17 protein-coding genes are annotated in these 20,244 nt (G+C 72.8%); 2 read left to right on the top strand and 15 right to left on the bottom strand.

Annotated features, from left to right (window positions below):
- Positions 1-156: 156 nt before the first annotated feature.
- From pheT to infC, 7 genes are all read right to left on the bottom strand, one after another.
- A complete protein-coding gene (gene pheT, locus IG78_RS0106350; RefSeq protein ID WP_030560339.1) occupies positions 157-2,775 on the bottom strand; it encodes a phenylalanine--tRNA ligase subunit beta in 2,619 nt (872 codons plus the stop codon).
- Complete coding sequence (gene pheS / locus IG78_RS0106345; RefSeq protein WP_030560338.1) at positions 2,775-3,905, bottom strand: phenylalanine--tRNA ligase subunit alpha; 1,131 nt, start codon at positions 3,903-3,905, stop codon at positions 2,775-2,777. The genes pheT and pheS overlap by 1 nt, the downstream gene beginning before the upstream one ends.
- A gap of 205 nt (positions 3,906-4,110) precedes the next feature.
- Positions 4,111-5,259 (bottom strand): sensor histidine kinase, encoded by a 1,149-nt coding sequence (locus IG78_RS0106340; protein WP_030560337.1) that lies wholly within the window; start codon positions 5,257-5,259, stop codon positions 4,111-4,113.
- 58 nt (positions 5,260-5,317) lie between these two features.
- Positions 5,318-6,175 (bottom strand): TrmH family RNA methyltransferase, encoded by an 858-nt coding sequence (locus IG78_RS0106335; RefSeq protein ID WP_030560336.1) that lies wholly within the window; start codon positions 6,173-6,175, stop codon positions 5,318-5,320.
- 125 nt (positions 6,176-6,300) lie between these two features.
- Positions 6,301-6,684 (bottom strand): 50S ribosomal protein L20, encoded by a 384-nt coding sequence (rplT, locus tag IG78_RS0106330; RefSeq protein ID WP_030560335.1) that lies wholly within the window; start codon positions 6,682-6,684, stop codon positions 6,301-6,303.
- Between the two features lie 96 nt (positions 6,685-6,780).
- Positions 6,781-6,975 carry a 50S ribosomal protein L35 gene (gene rpmI / locus IG78_RS0106325; protein ID WP_030560333.1) on the bottom strand — a complete coding sequence of 65 codons (195 nt, stop codon included), beginning with the start codon at positions 6,973-6,975 and terminating at the stop codon, positions 6,781-6,783.
- A 106-nt stretch (positions 6,976-7,081) separates the two neighbouring features.
- On the bottom strand, positions 7,082-7,759 hold the full coding sequence (infC, locus tag IG78_RS0106320) for a translation initiation factor IF-3 (protein ID WP_213084188.1): 678 nt from the start codon (positions 7,757-7,759) through the stop codon (positions 7,082-7,084).
- 358 nt (positions 7,760-8,117) lie between these two features.
- Here infC and IG78_RS0106315 point away from each other — a divergent pair, with 358 nt between their 5' ends.
- Positions 8,118-8,492 carry a DUF1844 domain-containing protein gene (locus IG78_RS0106315; RefSeq protein ID WP_030560331.1) on the top strand — a complete coding sequence of 125 codons (375 nt, stop codon included), beginning with the start codon at positions 8,118-8,120 and terminating at the stop codon, positions 8,490-8,492.
- A gap of 43 nt (positions 8,493-8,535) precedes the next feature.
- Here IG78_RS0106315 and IG78_RS0106310 read toward each other — a convergent pair whose 3' ends face one another.
- From IG78_RS0106310 to IG78_RS51115, 3 genes are read right to left on the bottom strand one after another with little or no spacing between them, the layout of a single operon-like run.
- Complete coding sequence (locus IG78_RS0106310; RefSeq protein ID WP_030560329.1) at positions 8,536-9,267, bottom strand: SseB family protein; 732 nt, start codon at positions 9,265-9,267, stop codon at positions 8,536-8,538.
- Between the two features lie 10 nt (positions 9,268-9,277).
- Entirely contained in the window at positions 9,278-10,462 is a 1,185-nt protein-coding gene (gene mycP / locus IG78_RS0106305) for a type VII secretion-associated serine protease mycosin (protein WP_030560328.1), read from the bottom strand.
- Positions 10,459-12,735: a hypothetical protein gene (locus IG78_RS51115; protein ID WP_225881949.1), complete on the bottom strand. Its 2,277-nt coding sequence runs from the start codon at positions 12,733-12,735 to the stop codon at positions 10,459-10,461. The genes mycP and IG78_RS51115 overlap by 4 nt, the downstream gene beginning before the upstream one ends.
- A 208-nt stretch (positions 12,736-12,943) precedes the next feature.
- On the opposite strand from IG78_RS51115, the gene IG78_RS0106295 reads away from it, so the two are divergent.
- The gene (locus tag IG78_RS0106295; protein ID WP_030560325.1) at positions 12,944-14,146 is read left to right on the top strand and encodes an amino acid deaminase/aldolase; all 1,203 of its coding nucleotides are present in this window, start codon (positions 12,944-12,946) and stop codon (positions 14,144-14,146) included.
- A gap of 27 nt (positions 14,147-14,173) precedes the next feature.
- Here the strand turns inward: IG78_RS0106295 and IG78_RS0106290 are convergent, their stop codons facing one another.
- From IG78_RS0106290 to IG78_RS0106270, 5 genes are all read right to left on the bottom strand, one after another.
- Entirely contained in the window at positions 14,174-15,139 is a 966-nt protein-coding gene (locus tag IG78_RS0106290) for a DUF2510 domain-containing protein (RefSeq protein ID WP_030560323.1), read from the bottom strand.
- Between the two features lie 65 nt (positions 15,140-15,204).
- Positions 15,205-16,503 carry an HAD family hydrolase gene (locus tag IG78_RS0106285; RefSeq protein ID WP_030560322.1) on the bottom strand — a complete coding sequence of 433 codons (1,299 nt, stop codon included), beginning with the start codon at positions 16,501-16,503 and terminating at the stop codon, positions 15,205-15,207.
- Positions 16,504-16,594: 91 nt separating this feature from the next.
- On the bottom strand, positions 16,595-17,377 hold the full coding sequence (locus IG78_RS0106280) for a 3-oxoacyl-ACP reductase (protein ID WP_030560321.1): 783 nt from the start codon (positions 17,375-17,377) through the stop codon (positions 16,595-16,597).
- A complete protein-coding gene (locus IG78_RS0106275) occupies positions 17,374-18,744 on the bottom strand; it encodes an aldehyde dehydrogenase family protein (protein ID WP_030560319.1) in 1,371 nt (456 codons plus the stop codon). The genes IG78_RS0106280 and IG78_RS0106275 overlap by 4 nt, the downstream gene beginning before the upstream one ends.
- 67 nt (positions 18,745-18,811) lie before the next feature.
- Positions 18,812-20,176: a glutamine synthetase family protein gene (locus IG78_RS0106270; protein ID WP_030560318.1), complete on the bottom strand. Its 1,365-nt coding sequence runs from the start codon at positions 20,174-20,176 to the stop codon at positions 18,812-18,814.
- Between the last annotated feature and the right edge of the window lie 68 nt (positions 20,177-20,244).

The following is a 20,244-nucleotide window of genomic DNA, read 5'->3' as shown; positions in this document are numbered from 1 at the left end:
CCGTACCACGCCGGGCGGTGTTCAGCTCATGGTGCGGGCGCACCGCCCGGTCTCCGCCTGCGGCGGGACACGCAACGAGTGAGGGGCGCATCCGCCTTCGCGGATGCGCCCCTCAACTGCCTTGCGTGCCCGCGGTGTTCCCGCGGGCGCCGGGTACTAGGCCCCGCGCAGCACCGCGCCGGTCACCTCTGCGGCGCGCGCCACGGCCGCGTCGCGTGCCGCGGAGGCCTCCTCGACGGTCAGCGTGCGGTCGGCGGCACGGAAGCGCAGCGCGTACGCGAGCGACTTCTTGCCCGCGCCGAGCTGCTCACCGGTGAAGACGTCGAACAGGCGGATGCCCTCCAGGAGTTCACCGGCACCGTCGCGCAGAAACGCCTCGACGACGGCCGCGGGCACGTCCTGGTCCACGACGAGCGCGACGTCCTGCGTGGCCACCGGGAAGGTGGAGATGCGCGGCGCCCGCAGCGCACCCTCGCCCGCCTCGGCGAGGACATCGAGGTTCAGCTCCATGGCGCAGGTGCGGGCGGGCAGGCCGAACGCCTTGATGACGCGCGGGTGCAGCTCGCCCGCGTGGCCGACGGAGATGATGCCACCGCGGCTGCCGTCGGCGCCCTCGGCGCTGTCGGCCCCCTCAGCACCCTCGGGGGCCTCGGCGCTCTCCAGGTAGACGCTCAGCTCTGCGCAGCGCCCGGGGTGCCACGGGCCGTACTGGCCCTGCTGGACGATGAGTTCGGCGCCGGCCTCGCGGGCCACCGTGCGCGCCGACTCGACGGCGTCCGCCCAGTCGGACGGGCGGCCCTTGCCCCACCAGCCGGCCTGCTCACGGGCGCCGGTGAGGACGACCGCGACGTGCCGGGGCTGCTCGGGCAGGGTCGCGTCGAGCGCCGCGAGCTCCTCGTCCGTGGGACGCCGGTCGACGGGCGGGGTCGCGGCCGGGGCGGTCTCCCCCGAACCCGGGTGGAAGACCAGACCGGTCTCGAACAGCGCCAGGTCGTGGCTGCCGCGCCCGTCGTTGCGGCGCAGCGTGGCGAGCAGGCCCGGCAGCAGCGTCGTACGGAGAGCGGGCTCCTCGTCGGACAGCGGGTTGACGAGCTTGACGACACGGCGGTTCGGGTCGTCCGCGTCGAGGCCGAGCTGGTCGAAGACCTGCTCCGCGACGAAGGGGTAGTTCGGCGCCTCGACATAACCGGCGCCCGCGAGCGCGCGGCCCACGCGCCGGTGCAGCCGCTGCCGCCCGGTCAGGCCGCGCCCGGCGGGGGGCTTGGGCAGCGTCGAGGGCAGGTTCTCGTACCCCTCGAGGCGGATGACCTCCTCGGCGAGGTCGTTGATCTCGGCGAGGTCGGGCCGCCAGGACGGCACCGTGACGGTCAGGGAGTCCTGCCCGTACACGTCGCAGCCGACCTCCTGGAGACGGCGTACGACGGTCTCGCGGCCGTAGGCGACACCGGCGACCTTGTCCGGGTGGTCGGCGGGCATCGAGATGGTGTGCGGCGCGGAGGGCGCGATGACCTCCGTGACACCGGCCTCCGCGGTGCCGCCCGCGAGCAGCACGAGGAGGTCGACGGTGCGCTGCGCGGCGGCGGACGCGGCCTGCGGGTCGACGCCGCGCTCGAAGCGCTTGGCGGCCTCCGAGTACAGCTTGTGCCGGCGCGCGGTGCGGGCCACGGCGACGGGGTCGAAGTGCGCGGCCTCGATGACCACGTCCGTGGTGGCCTGGGCCTCGTCCGACCCTCCGAAGGAGTCGGACGCGGCGACGACGGTGTCGGCGATCTCGGTGTTGGCGCCGCCCATGACGCCCGCGAGGCCGATGGGGCCGCGCTCGTCGGTGATCACCAGGTCCTCGGCGCCGAGGACACGCTGAGCGCCGTCGAGGGTGGTGAACTTCTCGCCCTGCTCGGCCCGGCGCACGCCGATGGCGCCCTGGACGCGCGAGCGGTCGTAGGTGTGCAGGGGCTGGCCGAGCTCCAGCATCACGTAGTTGGCGATGTCGACGGTCAGCGAGATCGGGCGCATGCCCGCCTTCTGCAGGCGGCGCATGAGCCAGAGCGGCGAGCGGGCGTCGGGCCGCAGCCCGGTCACCGTGCGCGCGGTGAAGCGGTCGCACCCCGCCGGGTCGCTGATCCGTACCGGGTAGCCGAAGGAGTTCGGCGCCGGTACGTCGAGCAGGGCCGGGTCGCGCAGCGGCAGGCCGTAGGCGGTGGCGGTCTCACGGGCGACGCCGCGCATCGACAGGCAGTAGCCGCGGTCGGGCGTGACGGCGATGTCGAGGACCTCGTCGACCAGTTCGAGCAGCTCGATGGCGTCGGTGCCCGCCTCGTGCTCGGGCGGCAGGACGATGATGCCGTCGCCGCCCATCGCGGTGGAGTCGCCCATGCCGAGCTCGTCGCCGGAGCAGATCATGCCGTGCGAGGTCTTGCCGTACGTCTTGCGCGCGGCGATCGCGAAGTCGCCGGGCAGGACCGCGCCGGGCAGGACCACGACGACCTTGTCGCCGACGGCGAAGTTCCGGGCGCCGCAGACGATCTCCTGCGGCTCACCGGTGCCGTTGGCGGTGCCGACGTCGACGGTGCAGAAGCGGATGGGCTTCTTGAAGCCCTCCAGCTCCTCGATGGTGAGGACCTTGCCGACGACGAGGGGGCCCTTGAGGCCCGCGCCGAGCTGTTCGACGGTCTCCACCTCGAGACCTGCCGCGACGAGCTTGGCCTGCACATCGCGGCCGGTCTCGGTGGCGGGGAGGTCGACATACTCCCGCAGCCAGGAAAGCGGGACCCGCATCAGATCTCCATCCCGAACGGCCGGGTGAAGCGCACGTCACCCTCGACCATGTCTCGCATGTCTTCTACGTTGTGGCGGAACATCAGCATCCGCTCGATGCCGAACCCGAAGGCGAACCCGCTGTACTTCTCGGGGTCCACACCGCAGGCCGTCAGGACCTTGGGGTTGACCATGCCGCAGCCGCCGAGCTCGATCCAGCCCTCGGAGGAGCAGGTGCGGCAGGGGCGGTCGGGGTTGCCCACGGACTCGCCACGGCACACGTAGCAGACCATGTCCATCTCGGCGGACGGCTCGGTGAAGGGGAAGAAGTTCGGCCGGAGCCGGGTCTTCATGCCCTCGCCGCCGAACAGCTCCTGCACCATGTGGTCCAGGGTGCCCTTGAGGTCGGCCATGGTGAGGCCCTCGTCCACGGCGAGCAGCTCGACCTGGTGGAAGACCGGGGTGTGGGTGGCGTCCAGCTCGTCGGTGCGGTACACGCGGCCGGGGCAGATCACGTACACCGGCGGCTCGCGGTCGATGAGCGAGCGGATCTGCACGGGTGAGGTGTGGGTGCGAAGGACGACACCGGAGTCCTCGGCGTCCGCGGCCTTGCCGCCCTGGACGAAGAACGTGTCCTGCTCGCCGCGGGCCGGGTGGTCCGGGCCGATGTTCAGGGCGTCGAAGTTGAACCACTCGGCCTCGACCTCGGGGCCCTCGGCGACCGCGTAGCCCATGGCCACGAAGATGTCCTCGATGCGCTCCGACAGCGTGGTCAGCGGGTGCCTGGCACCGGCCGGTACGCGGTCGTGGGGCAGCGAGACGTCCACGGCCTCCTCGACCAGGACGCGTGCGTCCCGCTCGGCCTCCAGTTCGCTCTGGCGGGCGGCGAGCGCCTTGTTCACGGCGCCACGGGCCATGCCCACGCGCTTGCCCGCGTCGGCCTTGGCCTGCGGCGGCAGCGCGCCGATCTCCCGGTTGGCCAGCGCGAGCGGCGAGGTGCCGCCGGTGTGGGCGGTCTTGGCCTCCTGGAGCTGGTCGAGGTCGGCGGCGGCCGCGAAGGCGGCGAGCGCCTCGTCCCGCATGCGCTCGATCTCTTCAGGTTTCAGTGCCTCGACTTCGACAGGGTCGTACGACTTGTTCGGTGCCGACATCTCTTCCCGTGCTTCCGGTTGGCTGGCGGATGGTCCCCGTCAACGAGTCGGAGACGACTGGTCCTGAGAATGTCCCGAAATGGGGGACACAAAGGTGCCAACGACCGAGTCTAACGGGGTGCTGGTAACGGATGAGCCCGCGGGCTGCTCATGGCCCCCCGTCACTCACCACCCTGCCTGACGCTTCGCGGCCCCTTCCATTCCATCACTGCAGATACGCCGGAGCCGCCACGGGCAACGTAAATCGGAACTGGGCGCCGCCGCCCGCCGCGCGGCCCACGGTGATCGTGCCGCCGTGCGCTTCGACGATGCCCTTGACGATGTACAACCCCAGTCCCGTCCCGCCGCGTTTGCTGCCCCGCCAGAAGCGGGTGAAGACGCGGCCCATCGACTCCTCCGGAATGCCGGATCCCTCGTCGCTGACGGTGACCGCGGTTTCGGCCGCTCCCCGCACGCGCAGGGACGGCGAGGGCGCCACATCGATAGTGACCGTTCCCTCACCGTGGCGCACCGCGTTTTCCAGGAGGTTGCTCAGAATCTGGTCGATCTTGTCGGGGTCGGCCCAGAGGTCGGGCAGCGGCTGCTGCACCCGTACCAGGAAGCGGTCCGCCTCCTGACCCGCGGCGACATGGGCCTGGATGTGCCGTCCGACGGCCGCGCCGATGTCGACGGGCTGGCGGCGCAGCTCCAGGCGCCCGGAGTCGATCCGGGAGATGTCGAGCAGCTCGGCGATCAGCCGGGTGACGCGGTTGGCGTCCGCGTCCACGGTCTCCAGCATCAGCCGTTTCTGGTCGTCGGTGAACCGCTCCCACTTGGCGAGCAGCGTCGCCGTGAACCCCTTGACGGACGTCAGCGGCGAGCGCAGCTCGTGGGCGACGGTGGCGATCAGCTCGGCGTGGCTGCGCTCCGTGCGGCGCCGGGCCTCGGTGTCGCGCAGGGAGACGACGAGGCGGCGCAGCGGTCCCGTGGGGCGGGTGCGGACGTAGCGCGCGGACACGAGGACTTCGCGGCCGCCGGGAAGGAGCAGGTTCCGCTCGGGCTGGGCGACCCTGATGGCGAGCCCGTGGTAGGGGTCGGTGAGCTGCCACCAGCGGCGCCCTTCGAGGTCCTCCAGGGGCAGCGCGCGCTCGATGGAGACGCCGAGGGCGTCGGCGGCGCGGACGGCGGTGATACGGGTCGCGGCCGCGTTGAAGCAGATGACGCGCCCGGCCTCGTCGGCGACGACGAGGCCGTCGGGCAGGTCGTCCGGGTCGATGCCGAGCTCGGCGGGGCCGGCGTCCGCGGGGCCGGTGGGGCCCGCGGGAGGGCACAGGATGTCCCTTACTCCCGGTGGTCTGCTCGTGCCGACGCTCATGTCCGCTTATCCCCGCCTCTCGGGCCTGGCGCAGTGGGCCTGTGAGCCCGACACACTACTAGCCGGGGGTGACGGAGCGGCACCCTCCGGCGGCGCGCTGTGCACGGGCGGAGGCATAGAGGCATACGGCTGCCGCGGTCGCCAGGTTCAGGCTCTCGGCGCTTCCGTGGATCGGAACGCGCACCACGGCGTCCGCGAGTGCGCGGGTCTCCTCCGGCAGGCCCCAGGCCTCGTTGCCGAAGATCCAGGCGGTCTCGGTGCCCATGGTGCCCTGGTCGAGCTCGGCGTCGAGGTCGTCATCGCCCGCGCCGTCGGCGGCGAGCACTCGTACGCCCGCGCGCTTCAGGCCGCGTACGGCGTCCTCGACGGGTACGCCCACGGCGACCGGCAGATGGAAGTGCGAGCCGACGGAGGCGCGCACGGCCTTGGGGTTGTACAGGTCCACGGAGGCGTCCGTGAGCACCACGGCGTCGGCGCCCGCGGCGTCGGCGCACCGCAGCACGGTCCCGGCGTTGCCGGGGTCGCGCACATGTGCGAGCACGGCGACCAGCTTGGGCCGCCCGGCCAGGATCTCCTCGAACGGCACGTCGAGGAACCGGCAGACCCCGACGAGTCCCTGCGGGGTGACGGTGGTGGAGATGTCGGCGATGACGCTCTCGTCGGCGAGGTGCACGCGCGCACCGGCGTCCCGTGCCGCGCCCACGATGTCGGCGTACCGCTCGGCGGCCTCGACGGTCGCGAACAGCTCCACCAGCGTGGGCTGCCCGTCCCCGCGGTGCCCGGCCCCCTCCCGCACGGCCTGCGGGCCCTCGGCGAGGAACAGCCGCTCCTTGCCGCGGAAGTTCCGCTTGCCGAGCCGCCGGGCAGCGCTGACGCGCGGCGAACGCGAGGAAATCAGTTCGGGACCGTGTGCCATCGAGTCGCTTTCAGAGTTCGGAGAGGGTTCCAACGTCAGCCGGCTCGCCGAGGGACGCAAACGTGAGTGGACCCGTAGGCCACCGGGCCTACGGGTCCACTCACGTCGCTCGGCTCAGTGCGACGTCACGCCGCCTTCGGGGCGTTGACGTCCGACGGCAGCGCCTTCTGCGCGACCTCGACCAGGGCGGCGAACGCGTTGGCGTCGTTCACGGCCAGCTCGGCGAGGATCTTGCGGTCCACCTCGATGTTGGCGGCGTTCAGACCCTGGATGAAGCGGTTGTAGGTGATGCCGTTGGCGCGGGCAGCGGCGTTGATGCGCTGGATCCACAGCCGACGGAAGTCGCCCTTGCGCTTCTTGCGGTCGTTGTAGTTGTAGACGAGGGAGTGGGTGACCTGCTCCTTCGCCTTGCGGTACAGGCGCGACCGCTGGCCGCGGTAGCCGCTGGCCTGCTCGAGGATCGCCCGACGCTTCTTGTGGGCGTTGACTGCCCGCTTGACGCGTGCCACTTGTTAACTCCTTGTAGCGGGGCCGCGGTGTTCCTCACGCGGCCCGGAAACGTATGGGTCCCGGTCCTGACGTACGGCGCTTCGCGCGCCGGCACGTCACTTGCCGAGAAGCTTCTTGATCTTCTTGGCGTCGCCCGGGGCCATCTCGGCGTTGCCGGTGAGGCGACGCGTCAGACGGGACGACTTGTGCTCGAGCAGGTGGCGCTTGCCGGCGCGCTCGCGGAGCACCTTGCCGGAGCCGGTGATCTTGAAGCGCTTGCTGGCACCGCTGTGCGTCTTGTTCTTCGGCATAGCGCCGTTCTCTCCTCGTCGGTGGCACTCCGATGCCCGGTCGTGGAACCGGGCATCCGGGAGCGTCGTGGGTGTCGGTTGCGACCCCTGGACTCGCGTCCGGGGATCAGGCCTCGGCGGGAGCCTCGGCCGGGGCCTCGACGGGGGCTTCGGAAAGCTCTTCGCCTTCCGCAAGCTCGTCCTCGGCGACGTTCTGCGACTTGCCAGGGTTGGCCTTCGCGTCAGCCTTGCGAGCCGCCTGGGCCTCACGGGCCTCGGCCATCGCCTCGGTCTTCTTCTTGTGCGGACCGAGAACCATGATCATGTTTCGGCCGTCCTGCTTCGGGTTCGACTCGATGAACCCGAGGTCCTGGACATCCTCCGCGAGCCGCTGCAGCAGCCGGAAGCCGAGCTCCGGACGGGACTGCTCGCGACCACGGAACATGATCGTGATCTTGACCTTGTCGCCCTGCTTGAGGAACCGGACGACGTGACCCTTCTTGGTGTCGTAGTCGTGCGGGTCGATCTTCGGCCGGAGCTTCATCTCCTTGATGACCGTGTGCGCCTGGTTCTTGCGCGCCTCACGGGCCTTCATGGCCGACTCGTACTTGAACTTCCCGTAGTCCATGAGCTTGCACACGGGCGGACGGGCGTTCGCCGCGACCTCGACCAGGTCGAGGTCGTACTCCTGCGCAAGCTCCAGGGCCTTGGCAAGCGGAACAATCCCGACCTGCTCGCCGCTGGGGCCGACAAGTCGCACCTCGGGAACGCGAATCCGGTCGTTGATGCGGGGCTCGGCGCTGATGGATCCTCCTCGGTAGCACCACGCGACGGTCTGGCGGACAGCCGCGTTACGTCTGTTGTTACGACCAACCGGCACCGGAGCACAAAAATGCCCCGACCGATCACTGAAGGGGCTCCATACACTTACCGGAGCACCTCCGCAGTGATCGCGGGGCGCACATCCGACGGTCCGCCGCACTGCGGCGACCGCCTGACCGGTGACCCGCCGCCCCTAGGAGCAGCCAGGTGGGAGATCGGAGCCTCCACTTGTGGGCCGGGCACTTGCGTTGGCACGCGGGTGTCCAGCCGGTCGTTACACAAGGTTAGCAGGTCCTGGGGGGTGGGGCTAACGCGCACGCGGCGGCTCTAGGGTGAGGGGCATGAGTGACACGAGCCCCGCCGCTTCCCCCGCACCCCAGAGCCCCGACTTCGACGCCATGACCCGCGACATCGCGGACGTCCCCGCGGTCGAGGTGATCACCACGGTCGCGGTGCACCTGATGAGCGCGGCGGCGGTGAATCTGGGCCTGGCCGAGGAGGGCGCCGCCCACAAGGACCTGGACGAGGCCCGCAAGCTGATCCAGGCACTCGCCGGTCTTCTGGACGCGAGCGCCACGGAGGTCAGCTCCTTCCACGCGGCCCCGCTGCGGGACGGCCTGAAGTCGCTGCAGCTCGCGTTCCGCGAGGCGTCGGTGGTGCCGGACGAGCCCGGCCAGGGCCCCGGCGAGAAGTACACGGGCCCCGTCTTCGGCTGACGGCCCCGCGCCTTCCCGCCCTCCGCATCATCCGCTTATCTGCTTATCCGCGTACGTACAGGGGCTCGCCCGGTGGCGTCGCCTCGGCCGGCAGGAGTGCCAGGTCGAGGCCGCGTACCAGGCGGGCCCTGAGTGTTTCGTCGGCGGCGAGGGTCTCGGCGACGCGCTGGGCGGCGGGTGCGGGGGCGGTGGCCGGATCGAGGACCAGGGCGAGGGTGCCGTCGGCCGTGCCGGGGCCGAGGTGGGCGCGCAGCACGGCGGGCTCGGCGGCGACGACCGCGCGTACGGCGGCGACGACGGCCGGGTCCGTGAGCGCGTCGGAGCTGCGGCGGCCCTCGGCGAGGGCGATCAGGGCCGGGCGGTTCAGCTCGTAGGGGACGGGGCCCGCGAGGTCGAGCACGATGGTGTCGGCCTGCTCGTGGGCCGCGGCCTTGAGCGCCTGGTGCAGCGGTACGGCGACGGGGCGGGCCTCGGGGTCCCACAGGGCGAGGGCCGCGGTGGAGGTGAAGGCGGGAAGCGCGGTGCGGTGCCCGGCCTTGAGCGTGGGCACCGCCATGTCACTGGTCTTCTCGCGCCGAAGCCCGTTCTCGTCCTCCTCGACCTCCCCGAGCACGGCGACGACGGGTACGAGGAGCCGGGCGCCCGCGAGTGCTTCGAGGACCGGGCCGTGCGCGGTGCGGTCCTGCTGCCATGCGGCGAGCGCCGCTGCGAGGGCCGGGTCGGCCGATCCGTCGTCGTCGGAGAAGCCGGGGTCGGGAATGTTCTTGTTCGCCACGGCACCGACCCTAGCGCCGGTGTCCGAGCGCCCCCCGCCGCCCCCGCCACAGCGCGACGCCCGCCACGAGCAGGCCGACGCCGAGCGCTCCTGCCACGGGGCCTGCCCAGGCGGCGGGTCCGCCGTCGTCGTCGGGGTCGTCGGGTCCTGGCCCGAAGTACTTCTTCGCGTGCGCGGTGGTGCGCAGCGACGACCGCTGCTCGATCTCGCCCGCGCGCGCGAGGGCGGCGACCGGGTCGATGAGGCCGAAGCCCCGGGAGTCGTCGCGGCCGCCCGCGGGGGCGTCCCGCGCGGTGTCCTGGAGGAGCCGTTTGATCTGCGCGGGGTCGAGCCCGGGGTGCGCCGCGCGGACGAGGGCGACGGCGCCGGACACCATGGCGGAGGCGGCGCTGGTGCCCCAGCCCTCGTAGTACCTGCGGTTGGGGTCGGCGATCACCACGTCGTCGCCGGGGGCGCTGACGGTGGCGTACCAGCGGCGGGTGGAGAAGGGCGCGCGGACGCCGTCGCTGTCGACGGCCGTGGCGGCGATGACGCCGGGGTACGCGGCCGGGTACGAGATGTGGTCGCCGCGCTCCCCGCCGTTGCCCGCGGAGGCGACGACGACGGCGCCCTTCTTCAGGGCGTACTGCACGGCGGCGTCCTCCGCCGGTTCCGGGTGGGCGGACTTGGAGTCGTCGCCGAGGGAGAGGTTGATGACGTCGGCGCCGTGGTCGGCGGCCCAGCGGATGCCTTCGGCGAGGGCGTTGCCGCGGGTGGAACGGGCCTTCTTGCGGGCCGGGTCGCCGTCTTCGAGGATCACCCGCACCGGCAGGACGCGGGCTTCGGGCGCGATGCCGAGCACGCCGTCCCCGCGGTTCTCGCCGTGGCCGTGCCCGGCGACGATCCCGGCCATCGCGGTGCCGTGCCGGGCCCAGGACTTGGCGCCCCTGCGGGCGCCGAAGCCGACCATGTCCTTGCCTTCGAGGACGTTGCCCGCCAGGTCGGGGTGGGAGGCGTCGACGCCGGTGTCGAGCACGGCGACGGTGACGCCCGCGCCCTTGGTGGTGCGCCAGGCCTGGTCGGTGCCGAGGGCGTCGAGGGCCCACTGCTGGGCGCGGATGCCGTCGTCGGCGTACGCGACGGGGGTGGCGGGCGGCAGCGCGAGCGAGGTGGCGAGGGCGGTGACGGTGACCGCGGCGGCTCTGCGGATCCTCATGTGGGCTTCTCCGTGGCCGCGGTGACGGTTTTGCGCAGGCTCCGCTCGACGCGGTCGGCGATGCCCTTCGCGTCGTTGCCGAGTCCGGCCTGGGCGGGGGCGGAGGTGGCGCCCGCCCTCATGGCCTCGGCCGCGGGCTCGGGTTCGGTGACGGTGCGGCCGTCGGCGAAGCCGGAGACCGCGTACGCGACGACGGGGGCGTCGGGCAGGACGGACAGGGTCCAGGTGGCGCGCTGGGAGTCGCCGAAGCCCGCGGCCGGGGTGCCTGCGGCCGCGTACGGGCGGGGCATCAGGTCCGGGCGGGTGTCGAGGCCCTCCTCGGTGAACCTGCTGCGCAGGGCGTTCATCGCCTCGGCGTCGGCCTTGGTGAACAGCAGGCCCACGGTGGTGACGTGACTGCTGGTCGCGTCCGCGTACGTGGCGCGCAGCAGGCGCAGGCAGCCTGCGGGGGCGAGGGCCTTGCGCAGGAGCGGGTCGAAGGCGTGCCCGCAGCCGCTGTCGGGGGCGACGGCGAGGCGGTTCCAGGTGCGGTCGGCGCCGCCGGGGCCCGCGCCCTCGCCCTTGATCGACGGCGGGAACAGCTTGTCGACGGGCACGCTGTGCCAGAGTTCGCCCGCCGCCACGTACGCGCTCCGCGAGCCGCCCGCCGCGTCCGACTCGCCGGTCAGCCAACTCCCGGTCGCCGCGCCGCCGATGAGGCCGAGCCCGAGGACGACACAGGCCCCGGCGGCGGCCACGCGGGTCCGCGCCCAGTCGCCGACGGGGCGCAGCCGGGTGGTGGTGTCGTCGTACAGCGCCGGCCGCGCGAGAAACACGAAGGGGCGGCCTGTGCCGGACCCCGGCGTCAGATCGACCGCACCGACGGCCCGCCGCGCGGCGGCGGCGCGGCGCGCGAACCCGCGAGCGGGCTCCTGGGTGGTGGCGGTACGGCTCGCGAACCCGCGTGCGGGCTCCTGGGTGGCGGCGGCCCGGCTCGCGGATCCGCCTGCGGGCTCCTGGGCGGGGGCAGTTCGGTGCGCGAACCCGCGTGCGGGCTCCTGGGTGGTGGCTGCTTGGGCCGTCGGCTCCGGTGTCCTCGGCGCGGCGGCCGCGCGTGACCTCGGCGCCGTGCCGGACGCCCGTGCGGGCGCCGCAGTCGCTGCGTCAGCCGACTTGGGCGCGCGCGCCGGGCGGGGCGGTACGCCCGGCCGGGGCGGCGGCACCACCGGGGCTTCCGGTGCGGTACGCCGCGAAGTCGGCGTGCGGGGGCGGGCCTTCGGCGCACCGAGCGGTGGTGCGTCCGGCAGGCGTGCGGAAGCGGGCGGGGGCGGCGGGGAGTCGGGAAGCCGCGCCGATGCGGGCGGCGGGGCGTCCGCCGGCCCTGCCGGGGCGGCGCCCCTGCTCACCGGCCGCGGCGGCCGCACCCGGTCGAACGGCGCCAGCAGTTCCTCCACGAGGGAGGACCGCTCGGCGGGGCCGTCGGGGGCGAGGAAGTCACCGGAGCCGTCCGGGCGGCGGCCGGGGTCGGCCGCTCCGGCCGGTTCGGGCGCGCCTATCGCGTCGGCCGGGCCGACGCGACGACCGGGGACGGCCCGATCCACCGCGCGCCCCGCCCCTGCCCCGCCCACGGCACCCGCACCCGCACCCGCACCGCCGGAGGCACCCGTGACCTCCAGCGCACCCGCACCACCGGAAGCACCCCTACTGCCCGGCGCACCCGCACTGCCCGACGCACTTTGGCCACCGGAGACACCCGAAGCACCCGACACCCCCGCACCGCCGAAGGCTGCCGCACCGCCGGAAGCACCCCCACCGCCGAAGGCAGCCGCACCGCCGGAGGCACCCGAAGCACCCCCGCCGTCCGCCCCCGCCCGCAGAGACGTATCGCCCAGCGCCGCCGCACCCTCGGCGAACCCTCGTACCCCCTCGGCGGGGGTCGGCGGCCGGGCGTCGGGGAAGCGCGCGGTGGTGGGCGAGGGCGGTGGCGCGGCCGGGGTCGCGGGGGGCGCCAGGACGAAGCCGTCAGCGACATCCGTCCCCGGTACGAAAGCCTCGCCCGCGTCCGGTCCAGGTACGAAAGCTGCGCCCGCGTCCGGTCCCGGTACGGGATTGCCCGCGGCCGGTCCAGGTACGGAAGCGTCGCCCGCGTCCGGTCCAGGCGCGAAGTCACCGGCCGCGTCCGGTCCAGGCGCGAAGTCACCGGCCGTGTCCGGGCGGGGCGCGAAACCGGCAGTCGCGGCAGTCGCGGCCGGCGGAGGCGGTGTCCCGGTGCTGTCCGGGGAGGGGTTCGGCACCCGTGGAGGGGTGCCGGGGCGTGGGGGGACGGGGGGCCGTCGCGCCTCCGTGCTCATGCACCCCCCGTTCCTTCGCGTCGCGCGCTCCCTACGTGCGCGTCACTCTACGGGCTGGCACGAGGGCCGAGGGAACCCAGTCCGAAGGCCGTGGTGATCTGCCCGGATCATCCCCCTACCCCCGGGTAGCCGGGTCTGGCAGGCTGCCGTCATGAGAGGCCGAGCCGCAGACCGGGCCCGCTACGACCGGGCCACAGCGCATCTCGACGCACCGCTCGCGATCGTCGATCTGGCCGCGTTCGACGCCAACGCGGACGATCTCGTGCGCCGGGCCGGAGGCAAGCCGATCCGGGTGGCGAGCAAGTCCGTGCGCTGCCGGGCACTTCTGGAGCGGGTGCTCGCGCGGGACGGCTTCGCGGGGATCATGTCGTTCACGCTCGCCGAGTCCCTCTGGCTGGCCCGCTCCGGCTTCGGGGACATCCTGCTCGCCTATCCGTCGGCCGACCGCGCCGGCTTCGCCGAACTGGCCGCCGACCCCGAGCTGGCCGCCGCCGTCACCGTGCTGGTCGACGACCCGGCGCAGCTACGGCTGATCGACGACGCCCGGGCGGGCGGCCGCGAAGAGGTGCGGGTCTGCCTGGAGTTGGACACCTCGCTGCGGTTGCTCGGGGGCCGGGTCAGGATCGGGGCGCGGCGCTCACCGCTGCACGAGCCCGCCCAGCTCGGCGCCCTGGCCCGGGCCATCGCCCGGCGGCCGGGGTTCCGCCTCGTGGGCGTGATGGCGTACGAAGGCCATGTGGCCGGGGTCGGGGACGCCGTTGAGGGGCGCCCTGGCAGGTCACGGGCGGTGCGGACGATGCAGGCCGCCGCCCGCAGGGAGCTGGCGGCCCGCCGCGCCGCCGCCGTGGCGGCGGTCCGTGCCGCCGCGCCCGGCCTGGAGTTCGTGAACGGCGGCGGGACGGGCAGCGTCCAGCACACCGCGGCGGAGGAGGCGGTGACAGAGATCGCCGCCGGGTCGGGCCTGTTCGTGCCGCGCCTGTTCGACAACTACACCTCGTTCAGCGGGCGTCCGGCCGCGCTCTTCGCCCAGCCGGTCGTCCGCAGGCCGGGTCCCGGCGTGGTCACCGTGCTCGGCGGCGGCTACCCCGCGTCGGGCGTCGCGGGTGCCGACCGGTCCCCGGTGCCGTATCTGCCGGACGGGCTGCGGTACGACGCCCAGGAGGGCGCGGGCGAGGTGCAGACCCCGCTGCTCGGGGCGCCCGCGGACGACCTGCGCATCGGCGACAAGGTGTGGTTCCGGCACGCCAAGGCCGGTGAGCTGTGCGAGCGGTTCGAGACGCTGCACCTGGTGCGGGGCGATGTCGTACAGGACTCCGTGCCGACCTACCGGGGTGAGGGCCACACGTTCCTCTGAGGGCGCCGGGGAACCAGGAGCCCGGTCTCACCGCCCGGGTTCGACGCTGCTGCCCACTCCCCCGCCGGTTCCGCCGCCCCCGACCGGCCTGATCCCGTCCACGACCTCGTCGATGTCGGACAGAGGCGGGGCGCCCCGGCCCGCGTCGACGGTGAAGCGGACCATCACCATCGCCTCGGAACCGGTGCTCGACGGGAAGGCGAGGGACTGGACGTAGCCGCCCGCGCCCTCCGCGGTGTGCACCCGCCAGCGTACGAAGTAGCCGCTGCGGCCGCCGACCGCCACGGTGCCGGCCTTGACCTGCCGGTGCCGGGTGATGCCGCCGAACGGCTTGCGGTTGAGCGAGTCCTCCTCGTACGCGGCGTCCGCGGCGTCGACGATGTCGGCCTCGGCGAGCTTTTGCGGCGAACGCTCGTCGCTGCCGGTCACGGTGGACGACGTGATTTTTCCCTGGCGGCAGCGGCCGGGGTCGCCCGGGCAGTCGTAGGTGCCCGGGGTCTGCAGGGCGAGTTCGTTGCCGACGGTGTCCTCGGCCTTCTCCCAGCCCTTCGGTACCGGCAGCGTGATGCCGTTGAGCTGGTCGACGAGGGTGTCGGGGTCCTCCGTCGAGGACGGGGAGGCGGCGGACCCGGAGGATCCGGAGGGCACCGGGGACGCCGTCGACGTCGCGGGGTCCGGCTCGTGCGGCTCCGAGGGCGCGGGCCCGGCCGTCGGGTCGCCGTCGTCGTCCTGGAGGACCAGGAAGCCGGTGACGATGGACGCGATGAGCACGGCCCCGGCGGAGCACAGGGCGATGGCCTTGGCGCGGCCCCCGCCCGTCCGCGCGGGCAGCGGCGCGGCCGCGGTGGCGGCGAACCCGGGCCGCGGCTGCGCCAGGTGGACCGTGGCCTCGGGGCTGCGCCGGTGCTCGGTCCACGCGGACCCGTCCCACCAGCGCTCGACGGCGGGGCGGGACGGGTCCGGGTACCAGCCGGGAGGAGGCGGCATGCTCATCCCGGCACTCTAAGGCCTCCCGCGGGGCCGGGCCGGGGGCCGGGACCGCGCGCCCGGCCGTGCGGTCAGTGCACGGTGTCCCGCTGGTCGGGGACCACCGAGCCGTTCGCGCGCAGGACGGGGCCCTTGCGTCCGTCGGGCTCGTTGTACGCGCCGGTCGAGCAGGGATACGTACCGGACTTCTGTGGCAGCGGCTCGATGAACATGGGGTTCACGACCCAGCGGCCGTCGGCGTTGTCGTACGCCCGGCACATGAACTCGCTCTTGTTGCGGTTGAGCACGAGGTGGGCGCCCGTCGCGTCGCCGACGAACGTGACGTCGGTGTCGGCGTCACCGCCGCCGACCGCTATCCGCTTGCCCCAGCTCTGCTTGTCCCAGGCCTTCTTGCCCTTGATCCGGTAGATCTCCTGGTTGATGAAGCAGCGCTTCCCGTCGATGTACGGGATGGTCTCGCCCTTGTTGGCCCCGATGCCGCCGCAGCCCTGGTTCCGGGTGGTGATGCGGCCCTCGCGGTCCAGGACGGACCGGATGGCGACGGTGTGCTTCCGGTCGATGCCGACGCCGCGCGCCCACACCTCGGCGACGGGCTCGGAGCCCGCGGAGACGATGTAGACGTCGAATCCGGCCTTCTTCAGGGTGCGGATCAGATCGCGCTGCTGGTCGTAGTAGCGGGCGTAGCCGGGCACGGTGTGGCTGCCGATGGTGCGGGTGGTGCCGATGGGCGCGGCGAGGGCCTCCTTGCGGGCCTTCTTCGCGTACGACTCCACTTCCTTGACGGTGTGCCCGGCGAACAACTGCGGCACCCAGGCGTACTGGGGGACCGTGCGGCGGTGGTTCCAGGTACCGGCGAAGGCGGCGGCGCCGCTCATCGTGGTGCCGTCCTCGCGGATCTGCAGGATCTCGTCCGCGCACGCGTCGTCCGTGGACGTGGGCAGCGGCCTGCCGACGGGCACCGTGGTGCCGCAGGCCTTGGTGAGGGCGCGGTGGCCCGCGTCCGTCATCCACTTGCTCGATGACTTCCAGCTCTTCGGGCGCAGGATCTTGTCGTGCCGCAGCGCCCAACTGATGGTGGCGTCGGTGACGTCGTTCTTGGTGATGGTGTTGTCCCAGTCGAAGGCGGCGACCGGGCGCTTCTTGCCGTGTCCGAGGTGCGGGTTCGAGCAGGTGCCGCGCTCGTCGATGACCTTCTGGAGGCGGGCGCGGTTGTCGCCGTACCAGGAGAGCTTCTTCGAGAGCTGGGGGCAGTGGGCGCCGGTGTGCGGCGCGGGCGCGGCCGTGGCGGCGGCCGCGGGGAGCGTGACGGGCCCGGCCACCAGGGTGGCGGCCGAGGCCAGCGTCAGCGCCAAAACGTTTCTGTTGCGCATGTGCGTGGACGCTACAGCAGTCTTACGAGGTACTTGAAGTCCCGTACACCCGGTCCTGCTGGTGCCTGTCCACGCAGGCGCTCCCGGTGGGCTACAGGGGCGTCACGTACGCCCCGGAGATGCCGCCGTCGACCAGGAAGTCGGTGGCGTTCACGAACGAGGAGTCGTCGCTGGCGAGGAACGCGACCGCGGCGGCCAGCTCGTCGGCCTCGGCGAAGCGGCCCGCGGGGATGTGCACGAGGCGGCGCGCGGCGCGCTCGGGGTCCTTGGCGAACAGCTCCTGGAGGAGGGGGGTGTTGACAGGGCCCGGGCACAGCGCGTTCACGCGGATGCCCTCGCGCGCGAACTGCACCCCGAGTTCGCGCGACATGGCGAGCACGCCGCCCTTGGAGGCGGTGTACGAGATCTGCGAGGTCGCGGCGCCCATCCGGGCCACGAACGAGGCCGTGTTGATGATGGAGCCCTTGCCCTGGCGCCGCATGTAGGGGATCGCGGCCTTGCAGCAGAGGTAGACGGAGGTGAGGTTGACCTCCTGGACGCGCTTCCAGGCATCGAGCCCCGTGTCCAGGATGGAGTCATCGTCGGGCGGTGAGATGCCGGCGTTGTTGAAGGCGACGTCGACGGAGCCGTAGGTGTCGTACGCCGTCCTGAACAGCGCCTCGACCTGCTCGGCGTCGGTGACGTCGACCTTCACGAACGTCCCGCCGACCTCCTCGGCGGCCCTCTTGCCCGCGGTCTCGTCGATGTCGCCGCACACCACGTGGGCGCCCTCGGCGGCGAGGCGGCGTGCGGTGGCCAGGCCGATGCCGCTGCCGGCACCGGTGATGACGGCGGTGCGGCCGACGAGGCGGCGGCAGATGATCTCTTCGGTCACAGTGACGAACCCTCCGTGCTGATGAAGACGTTCTTGGTCTCGGTGAAGGCGGTAAGGGCGTCCGGGCCCAGCTCACGCCCGAGCCCGGACTGTTCGTAGCCGCCGAAAGGCGTCCAGTAGCGCACGCTGGAGTGGGAGTTGACGGACAGGTTCCCCGCCCGTACCGCCTGGGACACGCGCAGCGCCCTGCCCACGTCCCGGGTCCAGATCGATCCGGACAGGCCGTACTCGGTGGCGTTGGCGAGGCGGACGGCCTCCGCCTCGTCGTCGAAGGGCAGCACGACGGCGACGGGCCCGAAGACCTCCTCGACGGCGACCGGTGACGTCGGCGCCGCGTCCGTGAGCACGGTGGGCGGGAACCAGAAGCCGGGCCCGTCGGGCGCGCTGCCGTGGATCCCCGCGCCGGACGGCACATAGGACCGCACCCGCTCCAGTTGGGCCCGGGAGATCAGGGGGCCCATCTGGGTCTTCTCGTCGGCGGGGTCACCGACGACGTACGACTCGACCGCGGGCGCGAGGTGCTCCAGGAACCGGTCGTACACGGAGCGCTGCACCAGGATGCGGGTGCGGGCGCAGCAGTCCTGGCCGGAGTTGTCGAGGAACGATCCGGGTGCGGCGAGGGCGGCGGCCTCCACGTCGGCGTCCGCGAAGACGATGTTCGGGCTCTTGCCGCCGAGTTCGAGGGTCAGACGCTTCACGCGGTCCGCGCACTTGGCCATGATCCGCTTGCCGACGCGGGTCGAGCCGGTGAACACGATCTTGGCGACGCCCGGGTGCTCCACGAGCGCGTCCCCGGCGACGGCACCCTCGCCGGGCAGGACCTGGAAGAGGCCCTCGGGCAGGCCTGCCTCCAGGGCGAGTTCGGCCAGGCGCAGGGCGGTCAGCGGGGTGGTCTCGGCGGGCTTGAGGAGCACCGCGTTGCCCGCCGCGAGCGCCGGGGCGGTGCCCCAGGCGGCGATGGGCATCGGGAAGTTCCAGGGCGCGATGACGCCGACGACGCCGAGGGGTTCGAGCATCGTGACGTTCAGGCCGCCGGGCACCGGGATCTGGCGGCCGTTGAGCCGCTCGACGCCGCCCGCCGCGTAGTCGAACAGGTCACGGGCGTTGCCCGCCTCCCAGCGCGCGTTGCCGATGACGTGCCCGGCCTCGCGCACCTCGATCCGGGCGAGCTCCTCGATGTGGTCGTCGATGACGGCGGCGAAGCGGCGGAGCAGCCGGGCCCGGTCGGCGGGGGCAGCGGCGGCCCAGGCCGCCTGCGCCCGGGAGGCGTGCGTGACGGCCGCGTCGACGTCCCGTGCGGTGGCCGCGGGGACGGTGGCGACGACGTCCTCCGTCGCCGGGTTCAGTACCTGAAGTGATTCGAGCAAGGAAGTGCCTCACATACGGTCGAGGGAGCGGACGTGCCTCACATACGGTCGAGGGAGCGGACGTGCCTCACATGCGTTCGAAGGAGCGGCGGAGCTCCCAGTCGGTCACCGCGGAGTCGAAGGCCTCCAGCTCGACCCGCGCCATGTTGCGGTAGTGCGCGACGACCTCGTCGCCGAACGCGGCCTTGGCGACGGGGCTGTTCTCCCAGAGCTCGGCGGCCTCGCGCAGCGTCGTCGGTACGTGCTCGTAGTCGGCGGTGTAGGCGTTGCCCGTGCAGGCGTCGGGCAGTTCGAGCTGCTGCTCCACGCCGTGCAGGCCCGCGGCGATCAGTCCGGCGACGGCCAGGTAGGGGTTGACGTCGCCGCCGGGCAGCCTGTTCTCGAAGCGCATCGAGCGGCCGTGGCCGACCACGCGCAGCGCGCAGGTGCGGTTGTCGTGGCCCCAGGCGGCGGCCGTGGGCGCGAAGGTGCCGGGCTGGAAGCGCTTGTAGGAGTTGATGTTGGGCGCGTACAGGAGCGAGAAGTCGCGCAGCGCGGCCAACTGTCCGGCGAGGAAGTGCCGCATCAGCGGGGACATGCCGCCCGGTCCTTCACCTGCCATGGCGTTGGTGCCGTCGGCGTCCTGGAGCGAGAGGTGGATGTGACAGGAGTTGCCCTCGCGCTCGTTGTACTTCGCCATGAAGGTGAGCGAGACGCCTTCCTGCGCGGCGATCTCCTTGGCGCCCGTCTTGTAGATGGAGTGCTGGTCGCAGGTGACGAGGGCCTCGTCGTAGCGGAACACGATCTCGTGCTGGCCCGGGTTGCACTCGCCCTTGGCGGACTCGACGGTCAGTCCCGCGGCCGCCATCTCGTTGCGGATGCGGCGGAGCAGCGGCTCGATGCGTCCGGTGCCGAGGACGGAGTAGTCGATGTTGTACTGGTTGGCGGGGGTGAGTCCTTGGTAGCCCGCGTCCCAGGCCTGTTCGTAGGTGTCCTTGAAGACGATGAACTCCAGCTCCGTGCCGACGTGGGCGGTGTAGCCGAGCTCGGCGAGCCGGTCCAACTGGCGGCGCAGTATCTGGCGCGGGGCGGCCACGACGGGCCCGCCGTCCTCCCAGGCGAGGTCGGCCATCAGCAGGGCCGTGCCCTCGTTCCAGGGGACGCGGCGCAGCGTCGCGAGGTCGCACCGCATGGCGAAGTCGCCGTAGCCGCGGTCCCAGGAGGACATCGCGTAACCGTCGACCGTGTTCATCTCGGTGTCGACGGCGAGGAGGTAGTTGCAGCCCTCCGTGCCGTGCTCCAGGACCTCGTCCAGGAAGAACCGGGCGGCGAACCGCTTGCCCTGGAGCCGCCCCTGCATGTCGGGGAAGGCCAGGACGACAGTGTCGATCTCGCCGCTCGCCACCAGAGCACGCAGCTCCTCGATGCCGAGCGGGGGTGTGCGGTCTGCCACGGGAAAAGCCTCCTTGGGTCAGCCGAGTGGCCATAAGGTATTGCGGAGAACCATTGCTTGGGAAGGGG

This window comes from Streptomyces aureocirculatus (assembly GCF_000720475.1).
Lineage (GTDB): Bacteria > Actinomycetota > Actinomycetes > Streptomycetales > Streptomycetaceae > Streptomyces > Streptomyces aureocirculatus.
This window is presented reverse-complemented; position numbering and strand designations above follow the sequence as displayed.

Coding starts and splice junctions, on each gene's coding strand:
- IG78_RS0106340 (WP_030560337.1), bottom strand. CDS start 5,259: ATGAGCGTCGGCACGAGCAGACCACCGGGAGTAAGGGACATCCTGTGC.
- IG78_RS0106290 (WP_030560323.1), bottom strand. CDS start 15,139: ATGAGCATGCCGCCTCCTCCCGGCTGGTACCCGGACCCGTCCCGCCCC.
- pheS (WP_030560338.1), bottom strand. CDS start 3,905: ATGTCGGCACCGAACAAGTCGTACGACCCTGTCGAAGTCGAGGCACTG.
- pheT (WP_030560339.1), bottom strand. CDS start 2,775: ATGCGGGTCCCGCTTTCCTGGCTGCGGGAGTATGTCGACCTCCCCGCC.
- IG78_RS0106295 (WP_030560325.1), top strand. CDS start 12,944: ATGAGAGGCCGAGCCGCAGACCGGGCCCGCTACGACCGGGCCACAGCG.
- IG78_RS0106315 (WP_030560331.1), top strand. CDS start 8,118: ATGAGTGACACGAGCCCCGCCGCTTCCCCCGCACCCCAGAGCCCCGAC.
- IG78_RS0106285 (WP_030560322.1), bottom strand. CDS start 16,503: ATGCGCAACAGAAACGTTTTGGCGCTGACGCTGGCCTCGGCCGCCACC.
- IG78_RS0106335 (WP_030560336.1), bottom strand. CDS start 6,175: ATGGCACACGGTCCCGAACTGATTTCCTCGCGTTCGCCGCGCGTCAGC.
- rpmI (WP_030560333.1), bottom strand. CDS start 6,975: ATGCCGAAGAACAAGACGCACAGCGGTGCCAGCAAGCGCTTCAAGATC.
- mycP (WP_030560328.1), bottom strand. CDS start 10,462: ATGAGGATCCGCAGAGCCGCCGCGGTCACCGTCACCGCCCTCGCCACC.